General features: G+C 69.2%; 21 protein-coding genes and 3 tRNA genes. All 24 read left to right on the plus strand.

The window, feature by feature from the left end; genetic code table 11:
- Position 1: 1 nt before the first annotated feature.
- Positions 2 to 496, plus strand: coding sequence for an HIT domain-containing protein (locus VGT00_03330; GenBank protein ID HEV8530432.1), 495 nt, complete (start codon positions 2 to 4; stop codon positions 494 to 496).
- Positions 493 to 3099 carry a DNA mismatch repair protein MutS gene (gene mutS / locus VGT00_03335; protein ID HEV8530433.1) on the plus strand — a complete coding sequence of 869 codons (2607 nt, stop codon included), beginning with the start codon at positions 493 to 495 and terminating at the stop codon, positions 3097 to 3099. Before VGT00_03330 ends, mutS begins: the two co-directional genes overlap by 4 nt.
- The gene (gene mutL / locus VGT00_03340; GenBank protein HEV8530434.1) at positions 3096 to 4802 is read left to right on the plus strand and encodes a DNA mismatch repair endonuclease MutL; all 1707 of its coding nucleotides are present in this window, start codon (positions 3096 to 3098) and stop codon (positions 4800 to 4802) included. The genes mutS and mutL overlap by 4 nt, the downstream gene beginning before the upstream one ends.
- The gene (miaA, locus tag VGT00_03345) at positions 4796 to 5743 is read left to right on the plus strand and encodes a tRNA (adenosine(37)-N6)-dimethylallyltransferase MiaA (protein ID HEV8530435.1); all 948 of its coding nucleotides are present in this window, start codon (positions 4796 to 4798) and stop codon (positions 5741 to 5743) included. The genes mutL and miaA overlap by 7 nt, the downstream gene beginning before the upstream one ends.
- A 10-nt stretch (positions 5744 to 5753) precedes the next feature.
- On the plus strand, positions 5754 to 7007 hold the full coding sequence (gene hflX, locus VGT00_03350; GenBank protein HEV8530436.1) for a GTPase HflX: 1254 nt from the start codon (positions 5754 to 5756) through the stop codon (positions 7005 to 7007).
- 181 nt (positions 7008 to 7188) lie between these two features.
- Positions 7189 to 7770: a CDP-diacylglycerol--glycerol-3-phosphate 3-phosphatidyltransferase gene (gene pgsA, locus VGT00_03355; protein HEV8530437.1), complete on the plus strand. Its 582-nt coding sequence runs from the start codon at positions 7189 to 7191 to the stop codon at positions 7768 to 7770.
- Positions 7751 to 9076, plus strand: a complete 1326-nt coding sequence (locus VGT00_03360; GenBank protein HEV8530438.1) for a DUF512 domain-containing protein — start codon at positions 7751 to 7753, stop codon at positions 9074 to 9076. Before pgsA ends, VGT00_03360 begins: the two co-directional genes overlap by 20 nt.
- A 12-nt stretch (positions 9077 to 9088) precedes the next feature.
- A complete protein-coding gene (der, locus tag VGT00_03365; protein ID HEV8530439.1) occupies positions 9089 to 10435 on the plus strand; it encodes a ribosome biogenesis GTPase Der in 1347 nt (448 codons plus the stop codon).
- Between the two features lie 236 nt (positions 10436 to 10671).
- On the plus strand, positions 10672 to 11688 hold the full coding sequence (locus tag VGT00_03370; protein ID HEV8530440.1) for an SPOR domain-containing protein: 1017 nt from the start codon (positions 10672 to 10674) through the stop codon (positions 11686 to 11688).
- An 88-nt stretch (positions 11689 to 11776) separates the two neighbouring features.
- Complete coding sequence (locus tag VGT00_03375; GenBank protein ID HEV8530441.1) at positions 11777 to 12067, plus strand: integration host factor subunit alpha; 291 nt, start codon at positions 11777 to 11779, stop codon at positions 12065 to 12067.
- Between the two features lie 16 nt (positions 12068 to 12083).
- Complete coding sequence (locus VGT00_03380; GenBank protein HEV8530442.1) at positions 12084 to 12485, plus strand: MerR family transcriptional regulator; 402 nt, start codon at positions 12084 to 12086, stop codon at positions 12483 to 12485.
- A gap of 210 nt (positions 12486 to 12695) precedes the next feature.
- Positions 12696 to 12772 (plus strand) — tRNA-Pro (locus VGT00_03385).
- A gap of 69 nt (positions 12773 to 12841) precedes the next feature.
- Positions 12842 to 13612, plus strand: a complete 771-nt coding sequence (gene surE / locus VGT00_03390) for a 5'/3'-nucleotidase SurE (GenBank protein HEV8530443.1) — start codon at positions 12842 to 12844, stop codon at positions 13610 to 13612.
- The gene (locus tag VGT00_03395; GenBank protein ID HEV8530444.1) at positions 13612 to 14283 is read left to right on the plus strand and encodes a protein-L-isoaspartate(D-aspartate) O-methyltransferase; all 672 of its coding nucleotides are present in this window, start codon (positions 13612 to 13614) and stop codon (positions 14281 to 14283) included. The genes surE and VGT00_03395 overlap by 1 nt, the downstream gene beginning before the upstream one ends.
- 15 nt (positions 14284 to 14298) lie before the next feature.
- Positions 14299 to 14375 (plus strand) — tRNA-Pro (locus VGT00_03400).
- Positions 14376 to 14403: 28 nt separating this feature from the next.
- A complete protein-coding gene (locus tag VGT00_03405; protein ID HEV8530445.1) occupies positions 14404 to 14703 on the plus strand; it encodes an acylphosphatase in 300 nt (99 codons plus the stop codon).
- Positions 14700 to 15632 (plus strand): M23 family metallopeptidase, encoded by a 933-nt coding sequence (locus VGT00_03410; protein HEV8530446.1) that lies wholly within the window; start codon positions 14700 to 14702, stop codon positions 15630 to 15632. Before VGT00_03405 ends, VGT00_03410 begins: the two co-directional genes overlap by 4 nt.
- Positions 15625 to 16587 (plus strand): sigma-70 family RNA polymerase sigma factor, encoded by a 963-nt coding sequence (locus tag VGT00_03415; protein HEV8530447.1) that lies wholly within the window; start codon positions 15625 to 15627, stop codon positions 16585 to 16587. Before VGT00_03410 ends, VGT00_03415 begins: the two co-directional genes overlap by 8 nt.
- Positions 16588 to 16604: 17 nt before the next feature.
- Complete coding sequence (locus VGT00_03420; protein ID HEV8530448.1) at positions 16605 to 16970, plus strand: hypothetical protein; 366 nt, start codon at positions 16605 to 16607, stop codon at positions 16968 to 16970.
- 39 nt (positions 16971 to 17009) lie between these two features.
- A tRNA-Arg gene (locus tag VGT00_03425) sits at positions 17010 to 17086 on the plus strand.
- Between the two features lie 293 nt (positions 17087 to 17379).
- Positions 17380 to 17778: a hypothetical protein gene (locus tag VGT00_03430; GenBank protein HEV8530449.1), complete on the plus strand. Its 399-nt coding sequence runs from the start codon at positions 17380 to 17382 to the stop codon at positions 17776 to 17778.
- A gap of 349 nt (positions 17779 to 18127) precedes the next feature.
- A complete protein-coding gene (locus VGT00_03435; GenBank protein ID HEV8530450.1) occupies positions 18128 to 20167 on the plus strand; it encodes a CocE/NonD family hydrolase in 2040 nt (679 codons plus the stop codon).
- A gap of 2 nt (positions 20168 to 20169) precedes the next feature.
- Positions 20170 to 21735, plus strand: a complete 1566-nt coding sequence (locus VGT00_03440; protein HEV8530451.1) for an ABC transporter substrate-binding protein — start codon at positions 20170 to 20172, stop codon at positions 21733 to 21735.
- A 121-nt stretch (positions 21736 to 21856) separates the two neighbouring features.
- Positions 21857 to 23641, plus strand: a 1785-nt coding sequence (locus tag VGT00_03445) for a fused MFS/spermidine synthase (GenBank protein HEV8530452.1), incomplete at its 3' end; no start/stop codon positions are given.

The raw sequence follows: 23641 nt of genomic DNA on the forward strand, positions 1-23641 counted from the left end.
CGTGGACCGACTCTGGGCGCCGTGGCGGATGACCTACGTCGAGTCCGCCGGGGCCCCGCCCTCCGCTTCCGCGGGCTGCATCTTCTGTGACGCGCTGGCCGGCGGCGATGACCGGCGCGCCCTCATCCTTCGTCGTTCTCCTCACGCCTTTCTCATCCTGAACAAGTTTCCGTACGCCTCGGGGCACGTCATGGTGGTGGTCACGCGCCATGTCGGCAATCTCGAGGACGCGACCTTGGAAGAGCTGGGGCAAGCCATGGACATGGTGCAGGTCGCGGTGAGGGGCATTCGCGCGGCGTACAAGCCGGACGGATTCAACGTGGGCGCCAACCAGGGGCGGGTGGCCGGAGCCGGCATCATTGGCCATCTGCATCTGCACATCGTCCCGCGCTGGAACGGGGACACGAACTTCATGCCCGTGATCGGCGACACGCGGGTCCTACCAGAAACCCTCGACACCACCTACGACCGGCTGCACGCGGCACTCGGAGCGTGAGGGACCTCGCGGCCGAGCTGTCTCCCATGATGCGGCAGTACCGGGAGCTCAAGCAGCGCTACCCGGACTACCTCCTGTTGTTCCGGCTCGGCGATTTCTACGAGATGTTCTTCGAGGACGCCCAGCTGGGCGCCCGCCTGCTCCAGCTCACCCTGACCTCGCGCCAGAAGGGGGAGGGCGCCATCCCCATGGCGGGCATTCCGCATCACGCCGCCGAGACGTACATCGCGCGCTTGATCCGGGCCGGCCGCAAGGTGGCGGTGTGCGAGCAGATGGAGGCGGCGGCCAAGGGCAAGAAGCTGGTCCGCCGCGAAGTCGTGCGCATCGTCACCCCGGGCACCATCACCGATCTCCAGCACCTCGATGGCGCGGCCAACAACTATCTCCTGACCGTCCACCGGGCGGGCCCGCGCGCGCCTCTGGGCCTGGCCCTCGTGGACGTCTCCACCGGCGATTTCTGGGCCGGCGAGGCCTCGGACGAGGGCGGCGCCCTCCTGGAGGCGGCTCTGCTGAGGCGCCCCGCCGAGGTCCTCCTCGCCCGGGATGGCGACGGGAGTCTCGCGGCACACCTGGGTAGCCTCGGCCTCCCTGTGACCCACGGAGAGCCCTCCTGGTTCTCTCTGAAGCCGGCACGGGAGGCGCTGGCCGCCCAGCTCAAGGTGACCACCCTCGAAAGCTACGGCGTGGGGGACATGACCTCGGGACTTCAGGCCGCGGGCGGCGCGCTCGCCTATCTCCGCGAAACCCAGGGCCATGCCCTCGGGCATCTGACGCGGCTGCAGCGGCTGGTTCCGGGGGATAGCATGGTCCTGGACCCGACGGCGGTCGCCACGCTCGAGCTCTTCGAGACCGCCCAGGACGGTGGCGTCCGGGGCTCGCTCCTCGCGACCATGGACAGGACGGAGACGCCGATGGGCGCCCGCCTGCTCCGGCAGTGGCTCCTCCGGCCGCTCGTCGACGCGGGCGCCATCGCGCGACGCCAGGAGACGGTGGCCGCGCTCGTCGAGGAGCCGGCGCGGCGGGCCGCCCTTCGCGCGCGACTGCGCGGCATCGGCGACCTCGAGCGCCTGGCGAGTCGGGCTGCCCTGGGGCACGCGCATGCCCGCGACCTTGTCGGCCTTCGCGCTTGCCTGACGGCATTGCCGCGGCTCCGCGAGGAGCTCGCGCAGCTTCCGGCCTCCGTTGTCGCCTCGCTCGGCGAGGAGATCTCCGCGCTGCCCGCCCTCGCCAAGCTGCTCGCCGAGGCGCTCGAAGACGAGCCGCCGCTCGGACTCAAGGAAGGTGGGATCATCCGGGAAACGTGGTCGGAGGAGCTCCGGGAGATCAAGAGCGGGGCGCAGGAGGCGCGGCAGTGGATAGCCTCGCTGGAGACGCGCGAGCGCCAGCGCACCCAGATCCCCACGCTGCGCGTCCGCTTCAATCGGGTGTTCGGCTACGGCATCGAGATCTCGAATACGCACGCGGCCAAGGTGCCGGAGGAGTATGTTCGGCGGCAGACCCTGGTGGGGGCGGAGCGCTACATCACGGCCGAGCTCAAGGAGCACGAGGGCCGGGTGCTCGGTGCGGAAGAGCGCATGGCGCGCCTCGAGCTCGAGCTCTTCCAGGAGGTGCGCGCCGCCGTGGCCGCCGAAGCGGAAACCCTCCTGCGCACCGCGCAGGCCGTGGCTGCTCTCGACGCGCTCGCCTCGCTCGCCGAGGTCGCCCACGAGCGCGGGTATACCCGGCCTCAGGTCGACGACGGTCTCGTCCTCGACATCCGCGACGGGCGCCATCCTGTCCTTGATGCGGCGGCCGAGCGTCCCTTCACTCCGAACGACCTCCTTCTCGACCCCGCCCAGGAGCAGGTGCTCATCCTCACCGGCCCGAACATGAGCGGCAAGAGCGTCTTCATGCGCCAGGCCGCCCTCCTGGTGATCCTGGCCCAGGTGGGCAGCTTCCTCCCCGCGCGTGCGGCGCGGATCGGCGTGGTGGATCGCGTCCTCACGCGCGTGGGCGCGCAGGACAATGTCGCCCGGGGCCAGAGCACGTTTCTCGTGGAGATGGTCGAGACGGCGAGCATTCTTCACAACGCCACGGAGCGAAGCCTGATATTGCTGGACGAGGTGGGACGCGGCACCTCGACCTTCGACGGGCTGGCCATCGCGTGGGCGGTGACGGAGGAGCTCCACGAGCGGGGCCGCGGGGCCAAGGTTCTCTTTGCCACCCACTACCACGAGCTGACGGCCCTGGCCGAACGGCTTCCCCGCGTGCGGAATTTCCACGTGGCCGTCAAGGAATGGAATGACGAGATCATCTTCCTCCACAAGGTCTGCCCCGGCGGCACCGACCGCTCCTACGGCATCCAGGTCGCGCGGCTCGCCGGTCTGCCCGCGGGCGTCATCGCCCGCGCGCGGGAGATCCTCGCCGAGCTCAGCGAGCAGAGCCGCGCGCCCGTCTCCGGCGAGTCCACGGGTCAGGCCGAGCGCTCCCAGCTCGGGCTCTTCCCGCCCGCGCCCGATCCCGTGCTGAAGGAGCTGCTGGCCCTCGAGGTCTCGACGCTCACGCCCCTGCAGGCCCTCAATCTCCTGCACGAGTGGCAGCAGCGGCTGCGCTCCCAGCCATGAGCCGCATCCGACTCTTGCCCGATCACCTGGTGAACAAGATCGCCGCGGGCGAGGTGGTGGAGCGTCCCGCCTCCGTGGTCAAGGAGCTGGTGGAGAACGCCATCGACGCCGGCAGCACCGCGATCACCGTCGAGCTCAAGGACGCCGGGCGCCAGCTCATCCGCGTCACCGACGACGGCATGGGCATGGACGCGGGCGACATCGAGCTGGCCTTGCAGCGTCACGCCACCTCCAAGATCGCCGACGAAGCGGACCTGGGGGCCATCGCCTCCCTCGGCTTCCGCGGCGAGGCCCTGCCCGCCATCTGCGCGGTGAGCCGATTCCAGATCACCTCCTGCCTTCGCGGCGTGACTACGGGAACGCGCGTGCGCGGAGCGGGCGGGGACATCGCCGACCGTCTCGCCATCGAGGCGCCGCCGGGTACCACCGTCGAGACCCAGGACCTCTTCTTCAATACGCCGGCCCGGCTCAAGTTCCTCCGGAGCGCCCCCGCCGAGCTGGCGGCCGCGCTGCGGCTGCTGGAAGGCCTGGCCCTGGCAAGGCCGGACCTTCGCCTGCGTGTCATCCACAATGGCCGTGTCACCCTCATGGCGCCGGCGGTGAGCTCGCTGCGAGACCGCGTAGGGGCGCTCAGAGGCTTCGAGCTGGCCCAGGCCATGCTCGAGGTGGACCGGACGCAGGGCAGCATCAGGGTCGAGGGGCTCGCGGTGCCGCCCCAGCTCGCGCGCGGGAACCGTGACGAGATGACCCTGATCGTCAATGGCCGCTCGGTCCGGGACACGGCGCTCCTGCAGACCTTGATCGAGGCCTACCGGCCCATGCTCGCGCGCCACGAATTCCCTTCGGCCGTGCTCCTCATCTCTCTGCCGCCCCAGGAGCTGGACGTCAATGTCCATCCGACCAAGGCTTGGGTTCGCTTCCGCTCTCCTCGGCTGGTCCAGGAGGCGGTCTTCCTCGCGACGCAGGACGCTCTGCGCTCCCGACGGGTCGTCCAGCCTCAGCAAGGGCTCGCGACACCCGCGATGGATCTCGATCAAGCCCTCGCGTCCTCCTCCGAGTCCGCGACCTTTCCCCAGGGCGGGCTCTTCCAGGAGACCCCGGCGGCCTACGAGTCGGTTGGTCCGGGGCGATTCGGCCTGGTCGTCGGCCAGCTCCAGGACACCTTCATCGTCTCGGCCAGCGAAGAGGAAGTCTTCTTCATCGATCAGCACGTGGCGCATGAGCGCGTGCTCTTCGAGCAGCTGCGTCGCGATCTCCTCGCGGGCCCGCTGCCCTCGCAGGCGCTGCTCTTCCCGCAATCGCTGGATCTCGGGCCAGGCCAGGGAGCTCTGCTGCAGCAATGGGCGGCCGACCTCGGGCGCCTGGGCTTCGCCCTCGAGGACTTCGGCGGTCGGAGCGTGCTGCTCCGGGCCGTGCCCTCGCTCCTCAAGGGCGAGGAGCCACGACGGCTCATCGAAGAGCTCCTGGGCGAGGTGGGCGGAGCCTCGCCCGCCGAGGGCGCGCCGCTCATCGATCGCGCGCTCAGCTTCGTGGCCTGCCACGCGGCGATCAAGGCCCACGCTCCGCTCCAGCGCGAGGAGATGACCCGTCTCATCGCCGACCTGTCGGGAACCGATACCCCGTATTTCTGCCCGCACGGGCGGCCCATCGTCTCCCGGCTCTCCCTCAAGGAGATCAAGCGGGAGCTCCGCCGCACATGGTGAAGACCCCGCCGCTCCTCGTGATCGTGGGGCCGACGGGCGTCGGCAAGACGGCGGTGGCGGTGCGCCTTGGCCAGCGCCTGCCCATGGAGATCGTGAGCGCGGATTCCCGTCAGGTTTACCGGGGCATGGACATCGGCACGGGCAAGCCCACGCCCGCCCAGCGGGCGGCGGTGAGCCATCATCTTCTCGATCTGATCCGCCCCGACGAGCGCTACCATGCCGCGCGCTTCCGACGCGATGCCCTCGAGGCCATCACGAGCATCGAGTCGCGCGGGAAGCTTGCCGTGGTCGTGGGCGGCACCGGCCTGTATGTCCGCGCTCTCCTCAAAGGCCTCGACGCGGCGCCTCCCGCCGATCCTGCCCTCAGAAGCTCGCTCGAGTCCCTGGCCGGAAAACAGGGGAGTGGCGCGCTTCACGCCAGGCTGGCCTCTCTCGATCCGCCCGCGGCCGCGCGCCTCCATCCCAATGACCGGGTCCGTCTCATCCGTGCCCTCGAGAAGCATGCGAGCGGGGGCGGGAGCAAGGTGAGCCGGGGAGAAAGCTGGGGGCGCCGCACGTCACCCTGGCGGATCCTGGAGATTGGTCTCACGCGGGAGCGCCACACCCTCAACCAAAGTCTCAAGGTTCGGGTTGAAGGGATGGTGGCCGATGGGATGATGGATGAGGTGCGCCGGCTCCTGGCCGCGGGTTATGATGCGGGGTCACCGGGCATGAACGGCATCGGCTACCGGCAGTTCGTCGCGGTGTTGAGAGAGCAGCTGGACGAGGCCGAGGCGGTGAGGCTGATGGTGCGGGACACCCAGCGTTATGCCAAGCGCCAGATGACATGGTTCCGGCGAGACGCCGAGACCCACTGGCTGGACGTGGACCGGGCAGGCGGCATCGAGGGTACGGCCGAGGCCATTGGCAAGCTCTTCACACGGGAGGGATGGATCGAGTGAGCGTATGGGAGTGAGGCCAAGGGAAAGGGCGCTGCTCGCGGCGCTGAGGCTGCCCAAGCAGCGGCGATTCGAAGTCGAGGAGTCCCTCGATGAGCTCGGCCGCCTGGCCGAGTCGGCGGGGGCGGAGGTGGTGGGTCGCATCACTCAGGAGCGCTCCGCTCCCACGCCCAAGCTCTATTTCGGGAAGGGCAAGGTCGACGAGCTCAAGGCCTCCTCCCAGCGCCAGGCGGCCAACCTGATGATCTCCGACGATCCGCTCTCGCCCATGCAGGAGCGGAACCTCGGCGGCTCCCTCGGTCTCAAGGTCATCGACCGCACCGCGCTCATCCTGGACATCTTCGCCCAGCGGGCGCGCACCATGGAGGGCAAGCTCCAGGTCGAGCTGGCCCAGCTCTCGTATCTGCTCCCGCGCCTCGTCGGCCAGTGGAAGCACCTGGAGCGCCTGGGGGGCGGCATCGGCACCCGGGGTCCCGGCGAGACGCAGCTCGAATCCGATCGCCGCATGATCCGGCACCGGATCCAGAAGATTCGCGGCGATCTCAACCGGGTGCGCACCCATCGGCGGCTCTTGCGCGACCGACGCAAGGCCTCGGGGTTGCCCGTGGCCGCGCTCGTCGGCTACACCAATGCGGGCAAGACGACGCTCCTCAACCAGCTCACGGGCGCCGGGCACATGGCCGCCGATCAGCTCTTCGTGACCCTCGACCCCACCGCCCGGCTCGTCTCGCGGGCGGGGCATGCGCCGTTCATCCTGACGGACACCGTCGGCTTCATCCGCAAGCTTCCGCATCAGCTGGTGGCCGCCTTCAAGGCCACCCTCGAGGAGCTCGAAGAAGCCGATATCTTGGTGCACGTGGTGGACGCGAGCCACCCGGGGCTGGAGGAGCAGATGACGGCCGTCGACCGGCTCCTGACCGAGCTCGAGCTCAGCGGCCGACCCAGCATCGTGGCGCTCAACAAGGTCGACCGGCTGGATGCCGACGTGGCGATCGAGGCGCTCGTGAACCGCTTCGACGGGGTGGCGATCTCCGCGCGTACCGGGCAGGGCGTCGACCGGCTCCTGGACCGCGTCGGGCAGGCCCTGGGGCCGCGGGTCCAGCGCGTGACCCTCCGCATTCCGTATCGGGACGGGCCCGCCCTCGCCCACTGCTATGCACGCGGCCGGGTCGTGGCGCGCAGCGACGACGCCGATGGCATTCGTCTCGAGGTCGAGCTGGCCCCGCGCCTCCTGGGTCCCGTGGAAGCCTACCGCCAACCGGCCTGAGGGTACTGGGCCAATTTGCTTCGCCAGATCAACTCAGCTCTCGTCTCGGGGCTGTGCCCCTCAACTCGAACGGCCACGTTCTCGGTCGGGCCTCGTCTGGCTCGCAACTTGACCCAGTACCGTTTCACGGAACTGACGGCCGAAGTGGTAGAATCGAGCCTCGTCCGCAGCGGATGATCGTATGGGACTTGCCAACTGGCTGACGACTCTTCGCATCCTGCTCATCCCCGTGTTCGTGACGCTGCTCGTGTACCGGCGGCCGGGATGGGCCTTCCTGGTCTTCTGCGCAGCGAGCCTGACCGACATGCTGGACGGCTACATCGCCAGGAAACGGGGCACGCAGACGCGGCTGGGGGCCTTCCTCGACCCCGTGGCGGACAAGCTCCTCATGACCTCGGCCTTCGTGACGCTGACGTATCTCAAGGTCATACCCTTCTGGATCGCCGCCGTGGTGGTGAGCCGCGACCTGATCCTGAGCGTGGGCGTTCTCGTCATTCATGTGGCCGGTGGTACGGTGCACCCCTCGCCGAGCTGGCTCGGCAAGGCCTCGACCCTCTGTCAGGTCGCCACCGTGGTCTCGGCCATGGCGGCCTATTACTTCAAGATCCTGCCCGGCGCGCCACGGGCCGCCGCGTGGGTCATGGCCTTCTTCACCATCGGCTCGGGGTTGCAGTATCTCGTCCAGGGCCTCAAGCAGCTCAACCCCCCCGCGGATCCGCTCCAGGATCAGGTGCACGCCGAGCATGACCAGCTGCGCTCCTAGCCAGGCCGAGGGCGTCTTCGTCGCCTCCGTGCGGCCCCGGAGCGCGGCCGCGCGCGCGGGTCTCCGCCCCGGCGATCGCATCGTCGCCATCAATGGCGCCCCGCTGCGCGACGCCATCGACTTCCACTTTCACGCCGGTGAGGCCCGGCTGCGTCTCCAGATCGAACGCGAGGGCCGCACGCGATATCACGGGATCGAGCGGGGCCGCGGCCAGGTGGGGCTCGAGCTCGAGGCGCCGCGCCCGGGCGAGATCGCGACCTGCGCGAACAAGTGCGTCTTCTGCTTCATCCATCAGCTGCCCAAGGGCATGCGTAAGAGCCTCTACGTCAAGGACGACGATTTCCGTCTCTCCTTCCTGCACGGCAACTACATCACCCTCACGGACCTCGAGGAGGCCGAGCTCCGCCGCATCGAGGAGCAGCGGCTCTCGCCCCTCTACGTCTCCGTCCACGCCACGGATCCCGACCTGCGCCATCGGCTCCTCGGCCAGCCCGCTCTCCGCGGGGAGCTCATGCCGCGCATGGAGCGTCTGGCCAAGGCCGGCATCGTCATGCACGCGCAGATCGTGCTCGTGCCCGACTGGAACGACGGTGGGCACCTGGAGCGCTCGATCCGCGACCTGGCGCGCCTGCATCCGCAGGTGGCGACCACGGCGGTGGTGCCCGTCGGGCTCACCCGCCACCGCGAGCGTCTCCCGCAGCTGCGCACCCTGACGGACGAGGAAGCGCGCCGGCTCGCCGAGATCGTCGAATCCTGGCAGGAGGAGTTTCTCCGCTCCCTGGGCAGCCGCTTCGTCTGGGCCTCGGACGAGGTCTATCTCCAGGCCGGGCGAGGGCTGCCGCGCACGGCCGCCTATGAGGGCTTCCCCATCCTGGAGGACGGCGTCGGACTCGTCCGGCGCTTCACCGACACCTTCGCCCAGGCCGCTCGACGCCTGCCCTCCCGCCTGGATGTCCCGCGTCGCGTGACGATCGTCACCGGCGAAATGTTCGCGCCTCTCCTTCGCCGTTTGCTTGCCGAGCTCTCCATCCGGGGGCTCGAGGTGACAGTCGCCCCCATCGCGAACGAGTGGTTCGGTCGCGGCATCGGCGTGGCGGGCCTCCTCACGGGCCGCGATATCCGCGAGCAGCTCGCCGGCCGGGACCTGGGTGAGCGAGTCCTCGTCCCCGCCGTCGCCGTCAGGGATGGCGACGGGGTCTTCCTCGACGACGTCACGCCCCCAGAGCTCTCGACGGCCCTCGGCGTCTCCACGCATGTCGTGGAGGCGACCGGCTCCGCTCTCATCGCGGCGCTCGCCGCCCGCTGACCCGGTCCTTCCGTGATCCGCCCCATCCTCGCGATCGTGGGCCGCCCCAATGTCGGCAAGTCCACCCTCTTCAACCGGCTGGTGGGGCGCCGCCGCTCCATCGTGCACGATGTGCCCGGGGTGACCAGGGACCGCCTCTACGGCACCGTCACTCACGAGCGCTGGCAGGCGACGGTGGTGGACACCGGCGGCTTCGACCCGAGCACGGAGTCCGATCTCGTGGCCGCCGTCCGCAGCCAGGTCATGCTCGCCATCGAGGAGGCCGATCTGGTGATCTTCGTCGTGGACGGGCGCGACGGGCTGACCGGCCTCGACGAGGAGATCGCGATTATCTTGCGAAAGAGCCGGCGCCCCGTCGTGCTGGCCGTGAACAAGATCGACGGGGCAGGGCAGGAGGGCGCGCTCGCCGATTTCTACCGCCTCGGCTTCCCGACGCTGCAGACCATCTCGGGCGAGCACGGCCGCGGGGTGGCCGAGCTCCTGGAGACCGCGCGCGATCAGGCGCCCCCGCCCGTCGTCGAGACCCACGTCGAGGGCGTCCGCGTGGCCATCATCGGCCGGCCCAATGTCGGCAAGTCCTCGCTCGTCAACGCCGTCCTCGGCGAGCCGCGCGTCCTCGTCCACGAGCTGCCCGGCACCACTCGCGATAGCGTGGACACGCCGGTCTCCTTCCGCGACCGCCCCTACCTGCTCGTCGACACGGCGGGCATCCGTCGCAAGGGGCGTGTCACGGAGACGCTCGAGAAGCTCTCCGTGGTCATGGCGCTCAAGAGCCTGGAGCGTGCTGACGTGGCCGTGCTCGTGATGGATGCCGCCGACGGCGTCACCGCGCAGGACGCTCACATCGCGGGCTACGCGCACGAGGCGGGGCGCGGCATCGTCCTGGCCGTCAACAAGTGGGACCTCGTGCCCCCGGACCTCGTGGGCAAGGCCGATGTCACCGCGCAGATCCACGAGCGGCTGCCCTTCCTCGACTATGCGCCGATCTGCTTCATCTCGGCGCTCAAGAGCTGGGGTCTTCGCGATCTCTTCGACACCGTCGACACCGTGGCGGCCGAGACGCGCAAGCGACTGCAGCCGGGCGAGCTGATCTCGATCATTCGTCAGGCCGTCGAGCGCCGACCGATCTCCTCTCACGGCGCGCCGCTGCGCATTCACAGCGTGCAGCAGGTCGCGGTCTCGCCGCCCACCTTCGCGGTGAAAGTGAACTGGGCGGGCAAGCTCCACTTCTCCTACGAGCGCTATCTCATCAATACGCTGCGCCACGCCGCCAGCTTCACCGGCTCGCCCATTCGCTTGCTCCTGCGTCACGCGCCTCGCAAGAAGGCAACGGGGGGTGGGCGCCGGCCGCGGCGGTAGCATCTGAAGTTCGAGCTGAGACGCTGCCGACGAGCCGGAGGCGAGGAGAGCGGCGAGGCGAGGGCTGAGATAGTTCGAGCTGAGACGCTGCCGACGAGCCGCAGGCGAGGAGAGCGGCGAGGCGAGGGCTGAGATACACCCTAAGTAGGCAGAACCCCTAGCAAAAATCGTTAGGCCCACTAGGGGACTGTGCTAACATCCCATCGGCGGCTCAGACCAGGACCCAACGAGGAATCATGGCAGCCAATCCCGAGCAGGACGAGTACCTGGACGAGGACGAGCGGGACGACATCGCCCAACGCAGCATTTTCTCTGCCGGGTGGTTCCGTGCCCTGCTCGTGTTGACCGTCCTGGCCATCGTGGTGGTCGTATCGCTGCCGTATCTCCTGAACTGGCTCGAGCCCACGCCGGCGGCGCCGCCCAAACCGCAGACCAAGGCGTCCGAGCCCGCTCCCGCTCCGGCTGCTCCTGCGCCGACGACGCCCGCCCCGACGGCGGGCACCGCGCAGCCCGCCAAGCCTGAGGCGACGGCTCCACCCGCGACGGCGCAGACGGAGGCGCCCAAGCCCGCGCCGGCCGCCCCGACTCCCGCCGATCGCCCGCTGGGCACGGCGCCGCTCCCCGCTGCTCCCGCTCAGGCGCCATCAGCCTCGACCGCCAAGGCCGCGCCCGCCAAGCCGGAGGCGGTCAAGCCTCCCGCGGTGGCTGCGGTGCCCAAGCGCGCGCCGACGCCCGCTCCCGCGGCCAGCGGAAGCTACTGGATACAGGTCGGAGCCTTCGTCCAGGAAAAGAATGCCGAGGCCCTGGCCAAGACGCTGCGCGCCGAGCAATTCCCCGTCGAGATCGCGCGCCTGAGCCGGGGCGGCGGCGGGGCGAGCGCCCCCGCCAAGGCCGTCGAATCGGCGGGGCAGAACCAGCTCGTCATCACGGGCACGACTCCGGATGCCGTCAATGCCGCGCTCAAGGGCAAAGGTACCGCGCAGGTCGTCAAGGGCGGCATCGTCGTCAATCCCGCCTATGACCTCGAAACGGCCATGTCACTCTCCTCGCAGCTCAAGAAAGAGGGCTTCAAGGTCGTCATCCGCCGCGCCAAGAGCGGCGCGACCACGCCGGCCCCCGCCACGGGAGGCGGCATCACGTATCACGTCGTGCGGGTCGGTGGCTTTGCCGACCCGGCCAAAGCCCAGCAGGCGCGCGCCGATCTGGAGGCCAAGGGCCATGCCGGCTTTGTCACCCGGGGCGCGCCCCGCTGATGGCGATCCTGCATTCGGATTCTGAGAGGGTCAGCAGGGCCGGGGCCAGGGCAGACGCGCGGCGCGAGTCGATCCCGATCGAGGGGAGGTGACGGTACTGACGAAGAATGATCTCATCAACGCGGTGGCGGCCCATGGACTGTCCAAGCGGCAGTCCGCGTCGGTGGTGGAGTCGCTGTTCGACATCATCTTCCGCTGCTTCGAGAAGGGCGAAGACGTGAAGATCGTCGGGTTCGGGCACTTCCGCATCCGGCGCAAGGCCTCGCGGCGCGGCCGCAACCCGCAGACCGGCGACAGCATCGAGATCACCGCCCGGAAGGTGCTGACCTTCAAGCCGAGCAAAGGGCTGAAGATCCGCATCAACCACCACGCGCAGTGACGGGAGCGCGGCGGCCGTGAGCGCCGAAGAGCCGGGGCGGGACATCGAGGCGCAGGAACGGCCCGCGATCCCGGACAAGCTCTACTATCGGATCGGCGAGGTCGAGGGCCTCACGGCCATTCCGGCGTATGTCCTCCGCTACTGGGAGTCGGAGTTCAAGCTCCTGCGCCCCAAGAAGAATCCCGCCGGGCAGCGTCTCTATCGCAAGCGCGATCTCGACCTGGTCTTGCGCATCAAGAGCCTGCTGTACGACGAGCGGCTCACCCTCGAGGGCGCCAAGAAGCGGCTCTACGCCGAGAGCCGCGGGGCCGGGCAGCTCGACCTGGGCGTGCGCGGTCAGGCACTCGAAGCGGCCCTCCGACGCACCCGAGACCAGTTGCGCGCGCTGCGCGATCGACTCGTACCTCCCAAGAGCTGAACCATCTCAGCCCTCGCCTCGCCGCTGATCTACTCAGCCCTCGCCTCAGGGCTTCGCCCTTCAGCTCGAACTGCCACGCCTGCGGGATCAACTCAGCCCTCGGCTCGCGTCGGCGAGGCGCCGCCGCTCACCTCGAAGAGCGGGCCCCGTCTCAGCTCGAACGGCGTCGTCTTGTCTTTCCCGGTGGGCCCCCGTACAATGCGCTTGGGTCGGGGCGTGGCGCAGCCCGGTAGCGCACTTGACTGGGGGTCAAGGGGTCGCTGGTTCAAATCCAGTCGCCCCGACCAATTTCATGTGAGCGACAATGGCGGATCCTCGGATCTGCCATTTTTTTGCTCGCGGATCGACGAGCGGCCATGGCGGCGGTGATTCTGGTCACCAATGACGATGGCGTCCATGCCCCGGGCCTGGCCGCGCTGGCCTCGGCTCTCGAGGAGCTGGGCGATGTGTACGTAGTCGCGCCGGACCGCGAGCAGAGCGCGGTCGGCCACGCGCTGACGCTGCACCGGCCGCTCCGCGTCACCACTCTCGGCGAGCGGCGCTTCTCGGTCAACGGGACGCCGACTGACTGTGTCAATCTCGCCGTCCTGGGCCTCCTGCCGGAGCGGCCCGTCCTCGTCGCGGCGGGCATCAACCACGGCTCGAATCTGGGAGACGATGTCACCTACTCGGGCACCGTCTCCGCCGCCATGGAAGGCACGCTGCTGGGGGTGCCGTCGATGGCCGTGTCCCAGGTGGATCCCGAGACGGCCGGGCTCGAGGGCGCGCAAGCGGTGGCCAAGCTCGTGGCGAGCCGCGTGCTCGTCGAGGGGCTGCCGAGCAAGACGCTCCTCAACATCAACGTGCCCGCGGGGCCGCTCGCGGGCATCCGCATGACGCGCCTGGGCCATCGCGTCTACCAGGAAAAGGTGGTGAGGGAGACGGACCCGCGCGGGCTCCCGTACTACTGGATCGGGGCGGGGCCACCCGTGTGGAGCGAGGACGAGGCCTCCGACATCGCGGCGGTGCATCGCGGGCTGGCCAGCGTCACGCCCTTGCACATGGATCTGACGCATCACGGCGCCCTCCAGCGCATGGCCGAGTGGGATGGCGCGCTCACCGCGCTGCTCAAGAAGCGGCCGCGATGATGCACTCCGGCAACGGTCAGGCGGGGACGCAGCGTCTCGCGCGGGAGCGCGAGCGGATGGTCGCCGAGCAGCTGGTCCCGCGGGGGATCAAGGACCCGCGAGTCCTGGAGGCCATGGGAAAAGTTCCGCGGCATCTCTTCGTGGACGAGGCCCTGCGGGACAAGGCCTATGGCGATCACCCGCTCCCCATCGGCGAGGGCCAGACGATCTCCCAGCCCTTCATGGTCGGGCGGATGACCGAGCTCCTGCGGCTCACGGGGACGGAAAAAGTGCTCGAAGTCGGGACGGGCAGCGGGTACCAGGCCGCGGTGCTGGCCCAGCTGGCCGCGCGCGTCTGCGCCATCGAGCGGCTGGCCAAGCTGGCCACGCGCGCCCGCGAGACGCTCGAGCGCCTCGGCATCACCAATGTCTGGGTGCGCACGGCCAACGGCACCTTCGGCTGGCCGGACGAGGCGCCCTTCGATCGCATCCTGGTGGCTGCGGCCGGACCGTCCGTTCCGCCCCCCCTTCTCGAGCAACTGGCCGAGGGAGGCCGGATGGTGATGCCCGTGGGCCAGGCGGACTACCAAAGGCTGCAGGTCATCGACAAGATCGGAGGCCAGGCGCGTGTCACCGAGGACTCCGAGTGCGTCTTCGTGAAGTTGATCGGCAAGTTCGCGTGGGAAGCGTAAAATAGCCAGGTCGGGCGGGGCGTAGCGCAGCTTGGTAGCGCGCCTGCTTCGGGAGCAGGAGGTCGCTGGTTCAAATCCAGTCGCCCCGACCATTTTCCTTTCGCGCCATCGCTCGTGAGCATGACCTTCATTCGGAGCGCCGCGGAGATCGTCGTCGAGGGACGCGTGCAGGGCGTGGGCTACCGTTACTTCGCCCATCGCAAGGCCGCGCAGCTCGGGCTCCATGGCTATGTCATGAACCTCAAGGACGGGAGAGTGCGCGTGCGAGTGGAAGGCAGCCGGCAGCTGATCGAGGAGCTGGCCCGCGAGCTCGAGAAGGGCCCGCCCCTGGCCGGCGTCGCCTCGGTGTCGATCAGCTGGCGGCCGCCCACGGGACGCTTCACGTCCTTCCAGGTGCGCTACGCGGAGTTCGACGCGTGAAGCATCCGCACCGCCGGCGGGCCATCGGCATCGGTCTCTTGCTTCCCGGGCTGCTCCTGGCCCAGCCGTGCTTCGGCCACGCCGAGAGCCGCTCATCGAAGCCACCTACGCACAAGATCGCCCCCACGTCGTCGCAAGGCGATCGCAAGGCGCGGCCCCAACCCAAGGCGCAAGCGCCTCACAAGACGGTGGTCCACGTGGTCCGCCGCGGCGACACCGTCAGTCGCCTCGCCGTGCACTACGGCGTCAGGCGTCAGGCCATCATCGAGGCCAATCATCTGAACCGGCCCGAGCAGCTCCGCCTCGGACAGCGCCTGAGCATTCCGAGCGGGCGCGCCCTGACCGGGGAGCGCACAGCGTTCCGGATCGAGGGTGTGGAAAGCGGAGGCGACGTGCTGCTGGTGAGGACGGGCAAGCGTCGCGTCGCCACCCGGCTGTCCATGGTGGCGCCGGAGCTCGAGCTGCAAGCCGCGGGACTGATCTGGCCCATCGAGGGCAACGTCGTCTCGCCCTTCGGCCGGCGGCTGAGAGGCTGGCACGCGGGGACTGATATCCAGGCCGAGCTCGGCACGCCCATCCTGGCCGCGGGCGACGGGCTGGTAATCGCCAGCGGGCAGGAGGGCGGCTACGGGCGCATCATCCGCATCCAGCATCAGGGTGCGATCGTGACCGTGTACGCGCACAACCTGGAAAACTTCGTCGGGGTGGGCGAATGGGTCACCGCCGGCATGATCATCGGCACGGTCGGACGCAGTGGTAGCGCGAGCGCGCCCCATCTGCACTTCGAGGTTCGCCACGAGGGCCTGGCCTACAACCCGCTGCAGTTCTTGCCGCCCCGGGAGGTCATCGAGCTGCGGCCCGACGACGCGCCCGACCAGCCCGCCGAGTCGGCGCGGGCGCGTGGGGTGGGCGACAAAGATAATGAATGAGCCAGGCGGTGACGCCTCTCGCGCCGAACTCGTAGACCTCGACGACGCGGGCGAGCCCCTCGAGACGCTGCTGACCCGTGACCCGGCCGAGCTGGCCGGGCACAAGGAAAGGCCCGAGGTCGCCGCGCGCGGCCGTGAGCTGCTCTCCCTCTACCTGCGCGACATCGCCAAGGTCCCTCTGCTGACGCCCGAGGAAGAGCAGGAGCTCGCCCGTCGCGTCCAGGCGGGCGATGCGGCCGCGGAGCGCCGACTGACCGAGGCCAATCTCCGTCTGGTCGTGCGCGTGGCCCGACGCTACCTTCACCGCGGCCTGTCCCTCCTCGATCTCATCGAAGAGGGCAACCTTGGACTGCTGCAGGCTGTGCGGAAGTTCCAGCCGGGGCGGGGCACGCGCTTCTCGACTTACGCGGTCTGGTGGATACGCCAGGCCGTCACCCGCGCGCTGGCCAACCAGGCGCGAATCATTCGCCTGCCCGTGCACGTCGAGCAGCTCCTGGGTCAGTACGCGAAGAAGAAGACCGCGCTCACCCAGGAGCTGGGGCGCGCCCCCACCACGGAAGAGATCGCCAAGGCGATGGGGCAGCCGCTGGACGAGATCGAGCACCTCGAGCGGGTGAGCCAGCGGCCGGTTTCCCTCGACTCCCCGGTCGACGCGGATGGCTCCAGCACGCTGCAGGACATCGTGAAAGACGCCGACCCGCTGCCCGGCGGCCTGGCCGCCGCACTCCGGGCCCGTGACGATCTGGTGGGGCTGCTCGCGGATCTGCCCGACCAGGAGCGCACCGTCGTGAGCCTGCGCTTCGGGCTCTCCGGCGATGGGCCCCTGACGCTCGAGGCCATCGGCAAGCGCCTGGGCGTCACCCGCGAGCGCGTGCGCCAGGTCGAAGACGCCGCGCTTCAGCGCCTGCGCCGCCTCCTGGCCGCCCGCGGCGTCGACGCGGGCGATCTCCTGTGAGCAGGTGAGCGAGGCCGATGGACAAGATCAGCCGGATGGGCCCGCCGGAAGCGCTGAGCGTCACCGACGGGCTCTACTCCTTCGTTGTGAAGCTGAACGAGCCGCCCGCGGGCCACTGGATCTACGCCTTCAAGCTGGCCAAGGCGTCCGGGGACGTCGATCCCGAGCGCGTGGTCTTCGACCCGGAGCGCGGCCTCCTCTTCGCCAGCGAAGAGCGCCTAGTGCGCGACTGGATCCAGCACATCGATCTCTGGATCCTCGCCGCCAATGCCCAGGTGGCCGCCGACGAGGCCGCGGAGGACAAGCGCAAGGCCGAGGCCCAGGCCCGCGGCCAGCGGGAGACCCTGCTCAAGCAGGTCAACGAGAAATTCAAGAACCTGTAGCGGATGGTAGAATCGACTCGTCGCACGCGATTCTTCCGGGCCCCCGTAGCTCAGGTGGATAGAGCAGCAGTTTCCTAAACTGCGGGCCGGGTGTTCGAGTCACCCCGGGGGCACCACATGTCATTGCACTCAGTCGAAGCGGCTGAGAATTCAGCAGCTTGAACGGCTTTCGCTTCGGTATATCCGCCATTTCGTTCATATCGTCTCTCTCGGTATCCGAGACTCGGACACCAAGCCAGCCCTTGAAGAAGTTGCCGAGCGTGGGTCCCTGAGCGACCCCTCTAAGGGGCCCTCCTCCCGGGACGAACCCCCCGAGAACGGCCAGACGTCCAAAGGGTGGTGCAGGTCAGCGGGCGGACAGCGAGAGCGCGCTCCCGCCGCTAAAGTTCATCCTTGAGAGGAGATGGCGATGCGGCTACGAGTGCTCGTGATCGCGGCTCTGGTGGGCATGCTCGCGGCCTCGACCGGCGTGGCCGCTCAATCTCTCACCCCACACTTCCCCGGGTGGGAGCGTTACTTCGCGGTGAGCTGGGAGCCGCTCGACCGGCGAGGCCAACCGTACCTCAGCGGCTACATTGTGAGCAGTTACGGCGTCACGGCAACCCGCGTCCAGCTCCTCGTGGACAGCCTCGACTCATCGGGGCAGATCGTCGCCCAGCGAGTGGAGTGGTTGGTCGGCAGCAACCTGCCGGGATTCTCAACCACCTACTTCGAAGTCCCCATTCGCCAGCCGGGGTCGCGCTATCGCGTGAGCGTGTTCGCCTTCGACTTCGTGCAGTCGGCGCGGATCGAGTTTCAGGCTCCCTAACGCGCCCGGGCAGCCCGGCGCGGTCGTGACCCACTAACGCGGGGCGACGGAGGCGTTTTCGTCCGCGAGGGCTTCGGTGGTACGCTGGTCTTGGCCATTTGTCTCTACCTTGGTCGGTTAGGGGAATGAGCCAGCCCTCGGCGTGCTCACGCACGCCGGGGGTGTTGTACGTCTAGCCGCCCCCATCATCGCAGCAGCTCCGTCACCGGCACGTCGAGAAGCCTTTGCAAGGCGTTCAAGCGCGGCGATCCTGCCGAGTGGCCCTCCGATGATAGGATGATGGGACTCGCCGGCGGGGAGCCCCTCGCGCGGGCTCGCGCCCGGCGGATCTTCGCGACAAGGAGTGCCGATGCCTGCGGTCGATCCTCACCCCGTGCCCGTCGTCGTCGACAGGAATCACCTGATTCCCATGCCGGACGGCGTGGAGCTGGCGGGGGACTGCTATCGGCCGGCCGAGCCCGGGCGCTGGCCGGCGATCCTGACGCTCATCCCGTACCACAAGGACGGGCGGGGCGGGCGGCTCGACGTGGAGGCGGTGAACCGGTACTTCGCCGGGCGCGGGTACGCGGCCTTGACCGTGGACCTCCGGGGCCTCGGGAGCTCCGGCGGGGTGAACCGCTTCCCCTTCGACCCGCAGGAGGCGCGCGACGGCCACGAGGTGGTCGAGTGGATCGCGCGCCAGCCCTGGTGCGACGGGAACGTCGGGATGTGGGGTGTCTCCTATGGCGGGATCACGGCGCTCAGCGTCGCCGCGACCCAGCCGCCCCACCTCAAAGCCATCGTGCCAATCCACGCCTCGGCCGACCTCTACCACGACGTGGTCGCGCCAGACGGGTGCCGGGGCGGCTTCTGGCTGGGCGCCGACTGGGGCCCGCGGATGGTGGCCTACAACCTGATGCCGCCGCTCTTCCAGGACCCGGAGGGTCGCTGGGCGCGGGTCTGGGCCGAGCGCCTCGAGGCCACCGGGCCGTGGCTCTTCGCCTGGTGGGACCATCCGGACTTCGACACGTTCTGGCAGTCCCGGGTGACACGCGTCAACCGCATCGCGTGCCCGACGTTTGCCATCGGCGGCTGGCGTGACCTCTACTGCGAGGCGACCGTCCGGGACTTCGGTCGCATCCTCGCCCCGAAGCGGCTCCTCATGGGCCCCTGGAAGCACGCCTTCCCCGACGTGGCGCTCGAGGCGCCGGCAGCGGGGCTCCACGAGATCGAGCGGTGGTGGGAGCGCTGGCTCCGGGGGAAGGACGACGGCATCATGGACGAGCCGCCGGTCCGGCTCTACGTCCAGGGCGACGGTGCCGGGTGGCGACACGAGGCGGGCTGGCCTCCCGCGCGAGTCCGGCCGACTCCCTGGTACCTCCACGCGGACGGCGGGCTCCGCCCGGAAGCGCCGGGCGCCGGCTCGGCGCCAAGCGCCTACGCCTACGATCCGACCGTGGGGCTCGACTCGCTGGGATGGGACCCGTGGACGACGGCGCTGGATCCAACGTTCCCCTGCGACCAGAGCGGCGACGACGCCCGCTCGCTGGCCTTCACGTCCGCGCCGCTCGACGCGCCGCTCGAGATCCTCGGCAGCCCGGCCGCCGTGCTGGAGGTGGCCGCCTCTGCAGGCCCGCTCTGCGTCACGGCAAAGCTGGCCGCCGTGGCCCCGGGCGGACGGTCGACGCTGGTGGCCACGGGGTGGCTCGACCTCGAGCTCCGGGAGTCGCCGACCCGCCGTGTCGCCGTGGAGCCCGGCGCGCGCTACCGGGTCACCGTCCCGCTCCGGGCGACAGCGTACCGGGTGCCGGCGGGCCACCGGTTGCGGCTCTCCGTCGCGTGCGCCGACTTCCCGCGGATCTGGCCCACGCCACGACCGGCGACGCTCACGCTCTTCCACGGCGCCTCGCACGTCGTCGTGCCCGTGGCGCCGAACCAGGCGCCTGCCCTTGCCCCGCCGGCGTGGGGGCCGCTCCAGCCCGAGCACCTGCACGGGCCGGCGGACCTGGGCGGGGGGCAGCGCTGGGAGACGCGCCACGACCTGGGCGCCGACGTGGTGACGCTGGATGGAACCAAGGAAGAGCACCAGCAGCTCGACCCGCTGACCCGTCTCCACACCCGCCACCACTACCTGGCGAACGTCGCCGCGCGCCGCCCCGACGCCGCCCGCATGTCCTCGACGACCGAGGTCCGAATCGAGCGCCCGGTCACCGCCACCGAGCTCACCGTGACGACAGTCACCACCACCTACCAGGTCTCGGTGACCGCCACCATCACCGTCGACGGCAGCCCCTTCTGGAAGTGGAATGGGGTCCGGCTTTGCAATTTGTCGTCGAGGCCCTCCCTGACGTCGCCCCCGTCCTCGTCGCCGGAACCGCACCCTGCAAAGCCTGACCCCGAGGGAGGTTAGCCATGAGCCGCGGATTGCGATCTGGTTTGTCATTGCTGCTGGTCGCCGGGTTGGTGATCGTGGCCGGGCTCGAGGCCCGGGCGCAGACTCCCAAGAAGGGGGGGGTGCTCAAGGTCGCCGTCCTCGGGGACCCGCCCACGCTCGACTCCCACTGGACCACGGCGAACTTCGTCGAGGTCATCACCCAGCACATCTACGAGAGCCTCTACACGCTGGACCAGAACTACCAGCCGATCCCCGTCCTGGCCGAGGCGCTCCCCGCGGTGAGCGCGGACGGGCTCACCTACACGATCAAGCTGCGCCAGGGCATCCGGTTCCACAACGGGAAGGAGATGACCAGTGAGGACGTGGTCGCCTCGCTGAGGCGCTGGGGCGGGTACGCCGCGCAGGCCAAGGCCATGTGGGCCTCGGTGGACGGCGTGCGGGCCGTCGACAGGTCCACGGTGGAGATCAAGCTCAAGGAGAAGTCGGGCATCGTCCTGATCTCCCTGGCCAACGCGAACAACTTCTCCGCCGTCTACCCGAAGGAGATCGCCGAGAAGTATCCGACGCCGGCCAAGGTCACCGAGTACATCGGCACCGGCCCCTTCAAGTTCGTCGAGTGGAAGCCGGACGTCCACATCCGGATGGTCCGCTACGACGACTACAAGCCGCGGGCCGAGGCGGCCAACGGCTACGGCGGGCGAAAAGTCGCCTACGTCGACGAGATCCGGTGGATCCCGATGCCGGACGTGGCCACGCGGGTGGCCAGCCTCGAGTCGGGCGAGGTGGACTTCGCCGACGACCTCCAGGCCGTCGCCTACGATCGGATCAAGGAAAACCCGAAGCTCCGGCCCCTCATCGTGCGGCCGTACGCCTGGGCCATGGCGGTCTTCAACAAGAAGGAAGGCCTCATGACCAACGTGAAGCTCCGCCAGGCAGTGCAGGCGGCCGTCGACATCGAGCCGAACATGCGGGCCGCGGTGGGGAACCCGCTCTTCTACCGGCTCGACTCCGGGCTGGCCTTCACGGAGCAGAAGGCCTGGCACTCGAAAGCCGGCGGCGACGCCTACAACCAGAGGAACAAGGACAAGGCCAAGAAGCTCCTGCAAGAGGCCGGCTACAAGGGGGAGCCCGTCCGCTTCATCACCACCAAGGAGTACGAGTGGATGTACAACGTCGCTCTCGTGACCAAGCAGCAGCTCGAAGAGGTCGGCATGACCATCGATCTCCAGGTGGTGGACTGGGCGACCCTCGTCCAGAGGCGGAACAACGAGAAGATGTACGACATCTTCACCACGGGCATGACGCTGGTGCCGGACCCGACCCAGCACCCCTACCTCCGCTGCGACTGGCCGGGCTGGACCTGCGACGAGGCCATCACCAGCCGCATGGACGCGATCCGGAAGGAGCCAGACCCGAAGAAGCGCATGGCGCTGTGGGAGGAGGTCCACCGGGTCTTCTACGAGCGGGTCCCCGTGATCCGCTACGGCGACCTGTTCGGCCTCCGCGCGATGCAGGCCTCCGTCAAGGGCTACAACGAGAAGATGGCCTTCCCGCGCTTCTACAACGTGTGGCTAGACAAGTAGCCCTCGGCGGAAGGTCGCTCAAACCCTTATCCATCATCAGAGTCGGAGGTCCTGCGCCGTCATAAGGGCGACGCTGCCGTACGCGGCGACGATCTTCCTTTCGTCGTTCCTGCTGTTCCTGGTGCAGCCGATCATCGCGAAGCAGATCCTGCCGTGGTTCGGCGGCTCGGCGGCCGTATGGACCACCTGCCTCGTGTTCTTCCAGAGCGTGCTTCTCGCGGGCTATGCCTACGCGGACTGGACCACCCGCCTCGGGCCGAAACGCCAGGCGCTCGCCCATGTCGCCCTGCTCGCCCTGTCGCTCGCCTTCCTGCCGATCCTTGCCTCGAGCGGCTGGAAACCACGGGGCGACGAGCAGCCGATCGCGCGCATCCTGCTTCTGCTCGCGGCGACGATCGGGCTGCCGTATTTCCTGCTCTCGACCACGACGCCGCTGCTCCAGGCCTGGTACTGGCGCCGGTTCCAGAGCGCCGTGCCCTACCGTCTGTTCGCGCTTTCCAACTTCGCGTCGCTCCTCGCGCTGCTCGGCTTTCCGCTGCTCCTCGAGCCGGCTTTCGACCTCGGGCAGCTCGGGTGGTGCTGGTCGTGCCTTTATGCCGGGTTCGTGGCGCTTTGTGCAGCCCTCGGCTTGCGCTCTGCCCGCGAGGCGGCTCCGCCGCGGCAGGCCGAGGCGACGAGCGCACCGTTGCCCTCGGCCACCATCCAGCTGCTCTGGCTTGCCCTTGCCGCGATGGGCTCGGCGATGCTGCTCGCGGTCACGAACCACATCACGCAGAACATCTCGAGCGTTCCCTTCCTCTGGGTGCTGCCCCTCGGGCTTTACCTCGTGAGCTTCGTCTTCGCCTTCGATCATCCGCGCTGGTACGTGCGGCCGCTGTTCATCGCGTCGCTCGTTGTCCTGTTGCCGGCGATGGCGTATTACGTGCCTTCGCTCAAGCTGGCCGTCGCGGTGCCCGTGTACCTCGCCGGCCTGTTCGCCGCCTGCATGCTCTGCCATGGCGAGCTGGCGCGCGTGAAGCCGGACCCCGCGCATCTCACGCGCTTTTACCTCATGATCTCGCTTGGCGGCGCGCTGGGCGCGGTGCTGGTCGCCATCGTTGCGCCACTTACGCTGTCGGGGTATTTCGAGCTCGGCATCACGCTGGTCCTCCTGTCTCTCCTCCTGGTGCTACGGCTCCGGGGCATGGCGCGCTGGGCCGGTGTGGCCGTGGCCACGGTCACCGTGGTATTCGTGGTGCGCGGAGCGCAGGACTATACGCGGGGCGTGCGTGTGATGGAGCGCGACTTCTATGGCGTGGTGCGCACCGCTGATCATCTCGAGCCGGTGCCCTACCGCTCGATGCAACACGGCGGCATCAAGCACGGCGGGCAGCTGCTCGGCGACTCGTTCCGGAACACGCCCGCCGACTATTTCGGGCCGACCTCGGGCTACGGGCGCGTGTTCACGTCGCTGCGCGAGATGGCGCCGGACAAGCCGCTCTCGATCGGCGTGATCGGCCTGGGCGCCGGCGTCATCGGGGCGTGGATGAAGTCCGGCGACCGGCTGGTGTTCTATGAGATCAGCCCGCGCGTGGTCGACATCGCGCGGCGCGAGTTCACCTTTCTCGCGGACAGCCCTGCGCGCATCGAAATCGTTCTGGGCGACGGCCGCCTCTCGCTCGAGCGCGAGCCGCCGCGGGGCTACGACGTGCTCGGCATCGACGCCTTCTCCGGCGACTCGGTGCCCATGCATCTCTTGACGCGCGAGGCGATGGCGCTGTACGTGAAGCACATCAAGCTCGACGGCGTCATCGTGTTCCAGGCCACCAATCGCTACATCGACCTGCTTCCGGTCGTGAAGCGGCTCGCCGCCGAGTTCGGCTTCGAGGCGGTCAACGTCTCCGACTGGCCCGATGCGACCGAAGGT

This window comes from Candidatus Methylomirabilota bacterium, assembly GCA_036002485.1.
Classification (GTDB): Bacteria; Methylomirabilota; Methylomirabilia; order Rokubacteriales; family CSP1-6; genus AR37.

Coding starts and splice junctions, on each gene's coding strand:
- mutL (HEV8530434.1), top strand. CDS start 3,096: ATGAGCCGCATCCGACTCTTGCCCGATCACCTGGTGAACAAGATCGCC.
- miaA (HEV8530435.1), top strand. CDS start 4,796: ATGGTGAAGACCCCGCCGCTCCTCGTGATCGTGGGGCCGACGGGCGTC.
- pgsA (HEV8530437.1), top strand. CDS start 7,189: ATGGGACTTGCCAACTGGCTGACGACTCTTCGCATCCTGCTCATCCCC.
- VGT00_03360 (HEV8530438.1), top strand. CDS start 7,751: ATGACCAGCTGCGCTCCTAGCCAGGCCGAGGGCGTCTTCGTCGCCTCC.
- VGT00_03370 (HEV8530440.1), top strand. CDS start 10,672: ATGGCAGCCAATCCCGAGCAGGACGAGTACCTGGACGAGGACGAGCGG.
- surE (HEV8530443.1), top strand. CDS start 12,842: ATGGCGGCGGTGATTCTGGTCACCAATGACGATGGCGTCCATGCCCCG.
- VGT00_03395 (HEV8530444.1), top strand. CDS start 13,612: ATGCACTCCGGCAACGGTCAGGCGGGGACGCAGCGTCTCGCGCGGGAG.
- VGT00_03405 (HEV8530445.1), top strand. CDS start 14,404: ATGACCTTCATTCGGAGCGCCGCGGAGATCGTCGTCGAGGGACGCGTG.
- VGT00_03415 (HEV8530447.1), top strand. CDS start 15,625: ATGAATGAGCCAGGCGGTGACGCCTCTCGCGCCGAACTCGTAGACCTC.
- VGT00_03420 (HEV8530448.1), top strand. CDS start 16,605: ATGGACAAGATCAGCCGGATGGGCCCGCCGGAAGCGCTGAGCGTCACC.
- VGT00_03430 (HEV8530449.1), top strand. CDS start 17,380: ATGCGGCTACGAGTGCTCGTGATCGCGGCTCTGGTGGGCATGCTCGCG.
- VGT00_03435 (HEV8530450.1), top strand. CDS start 18,128: ATGCCTGCGGTCGATCCTCACCCCGTGCCCGTCGTCGTCGACAGGAAT.
- VGT00_03440 (HEV8530451.1), top strand. CDS start 20,170: ATGAGCCGCGGATTGCGATCTGGTTTGTCATTGCTGCTGGTCGCCGGG.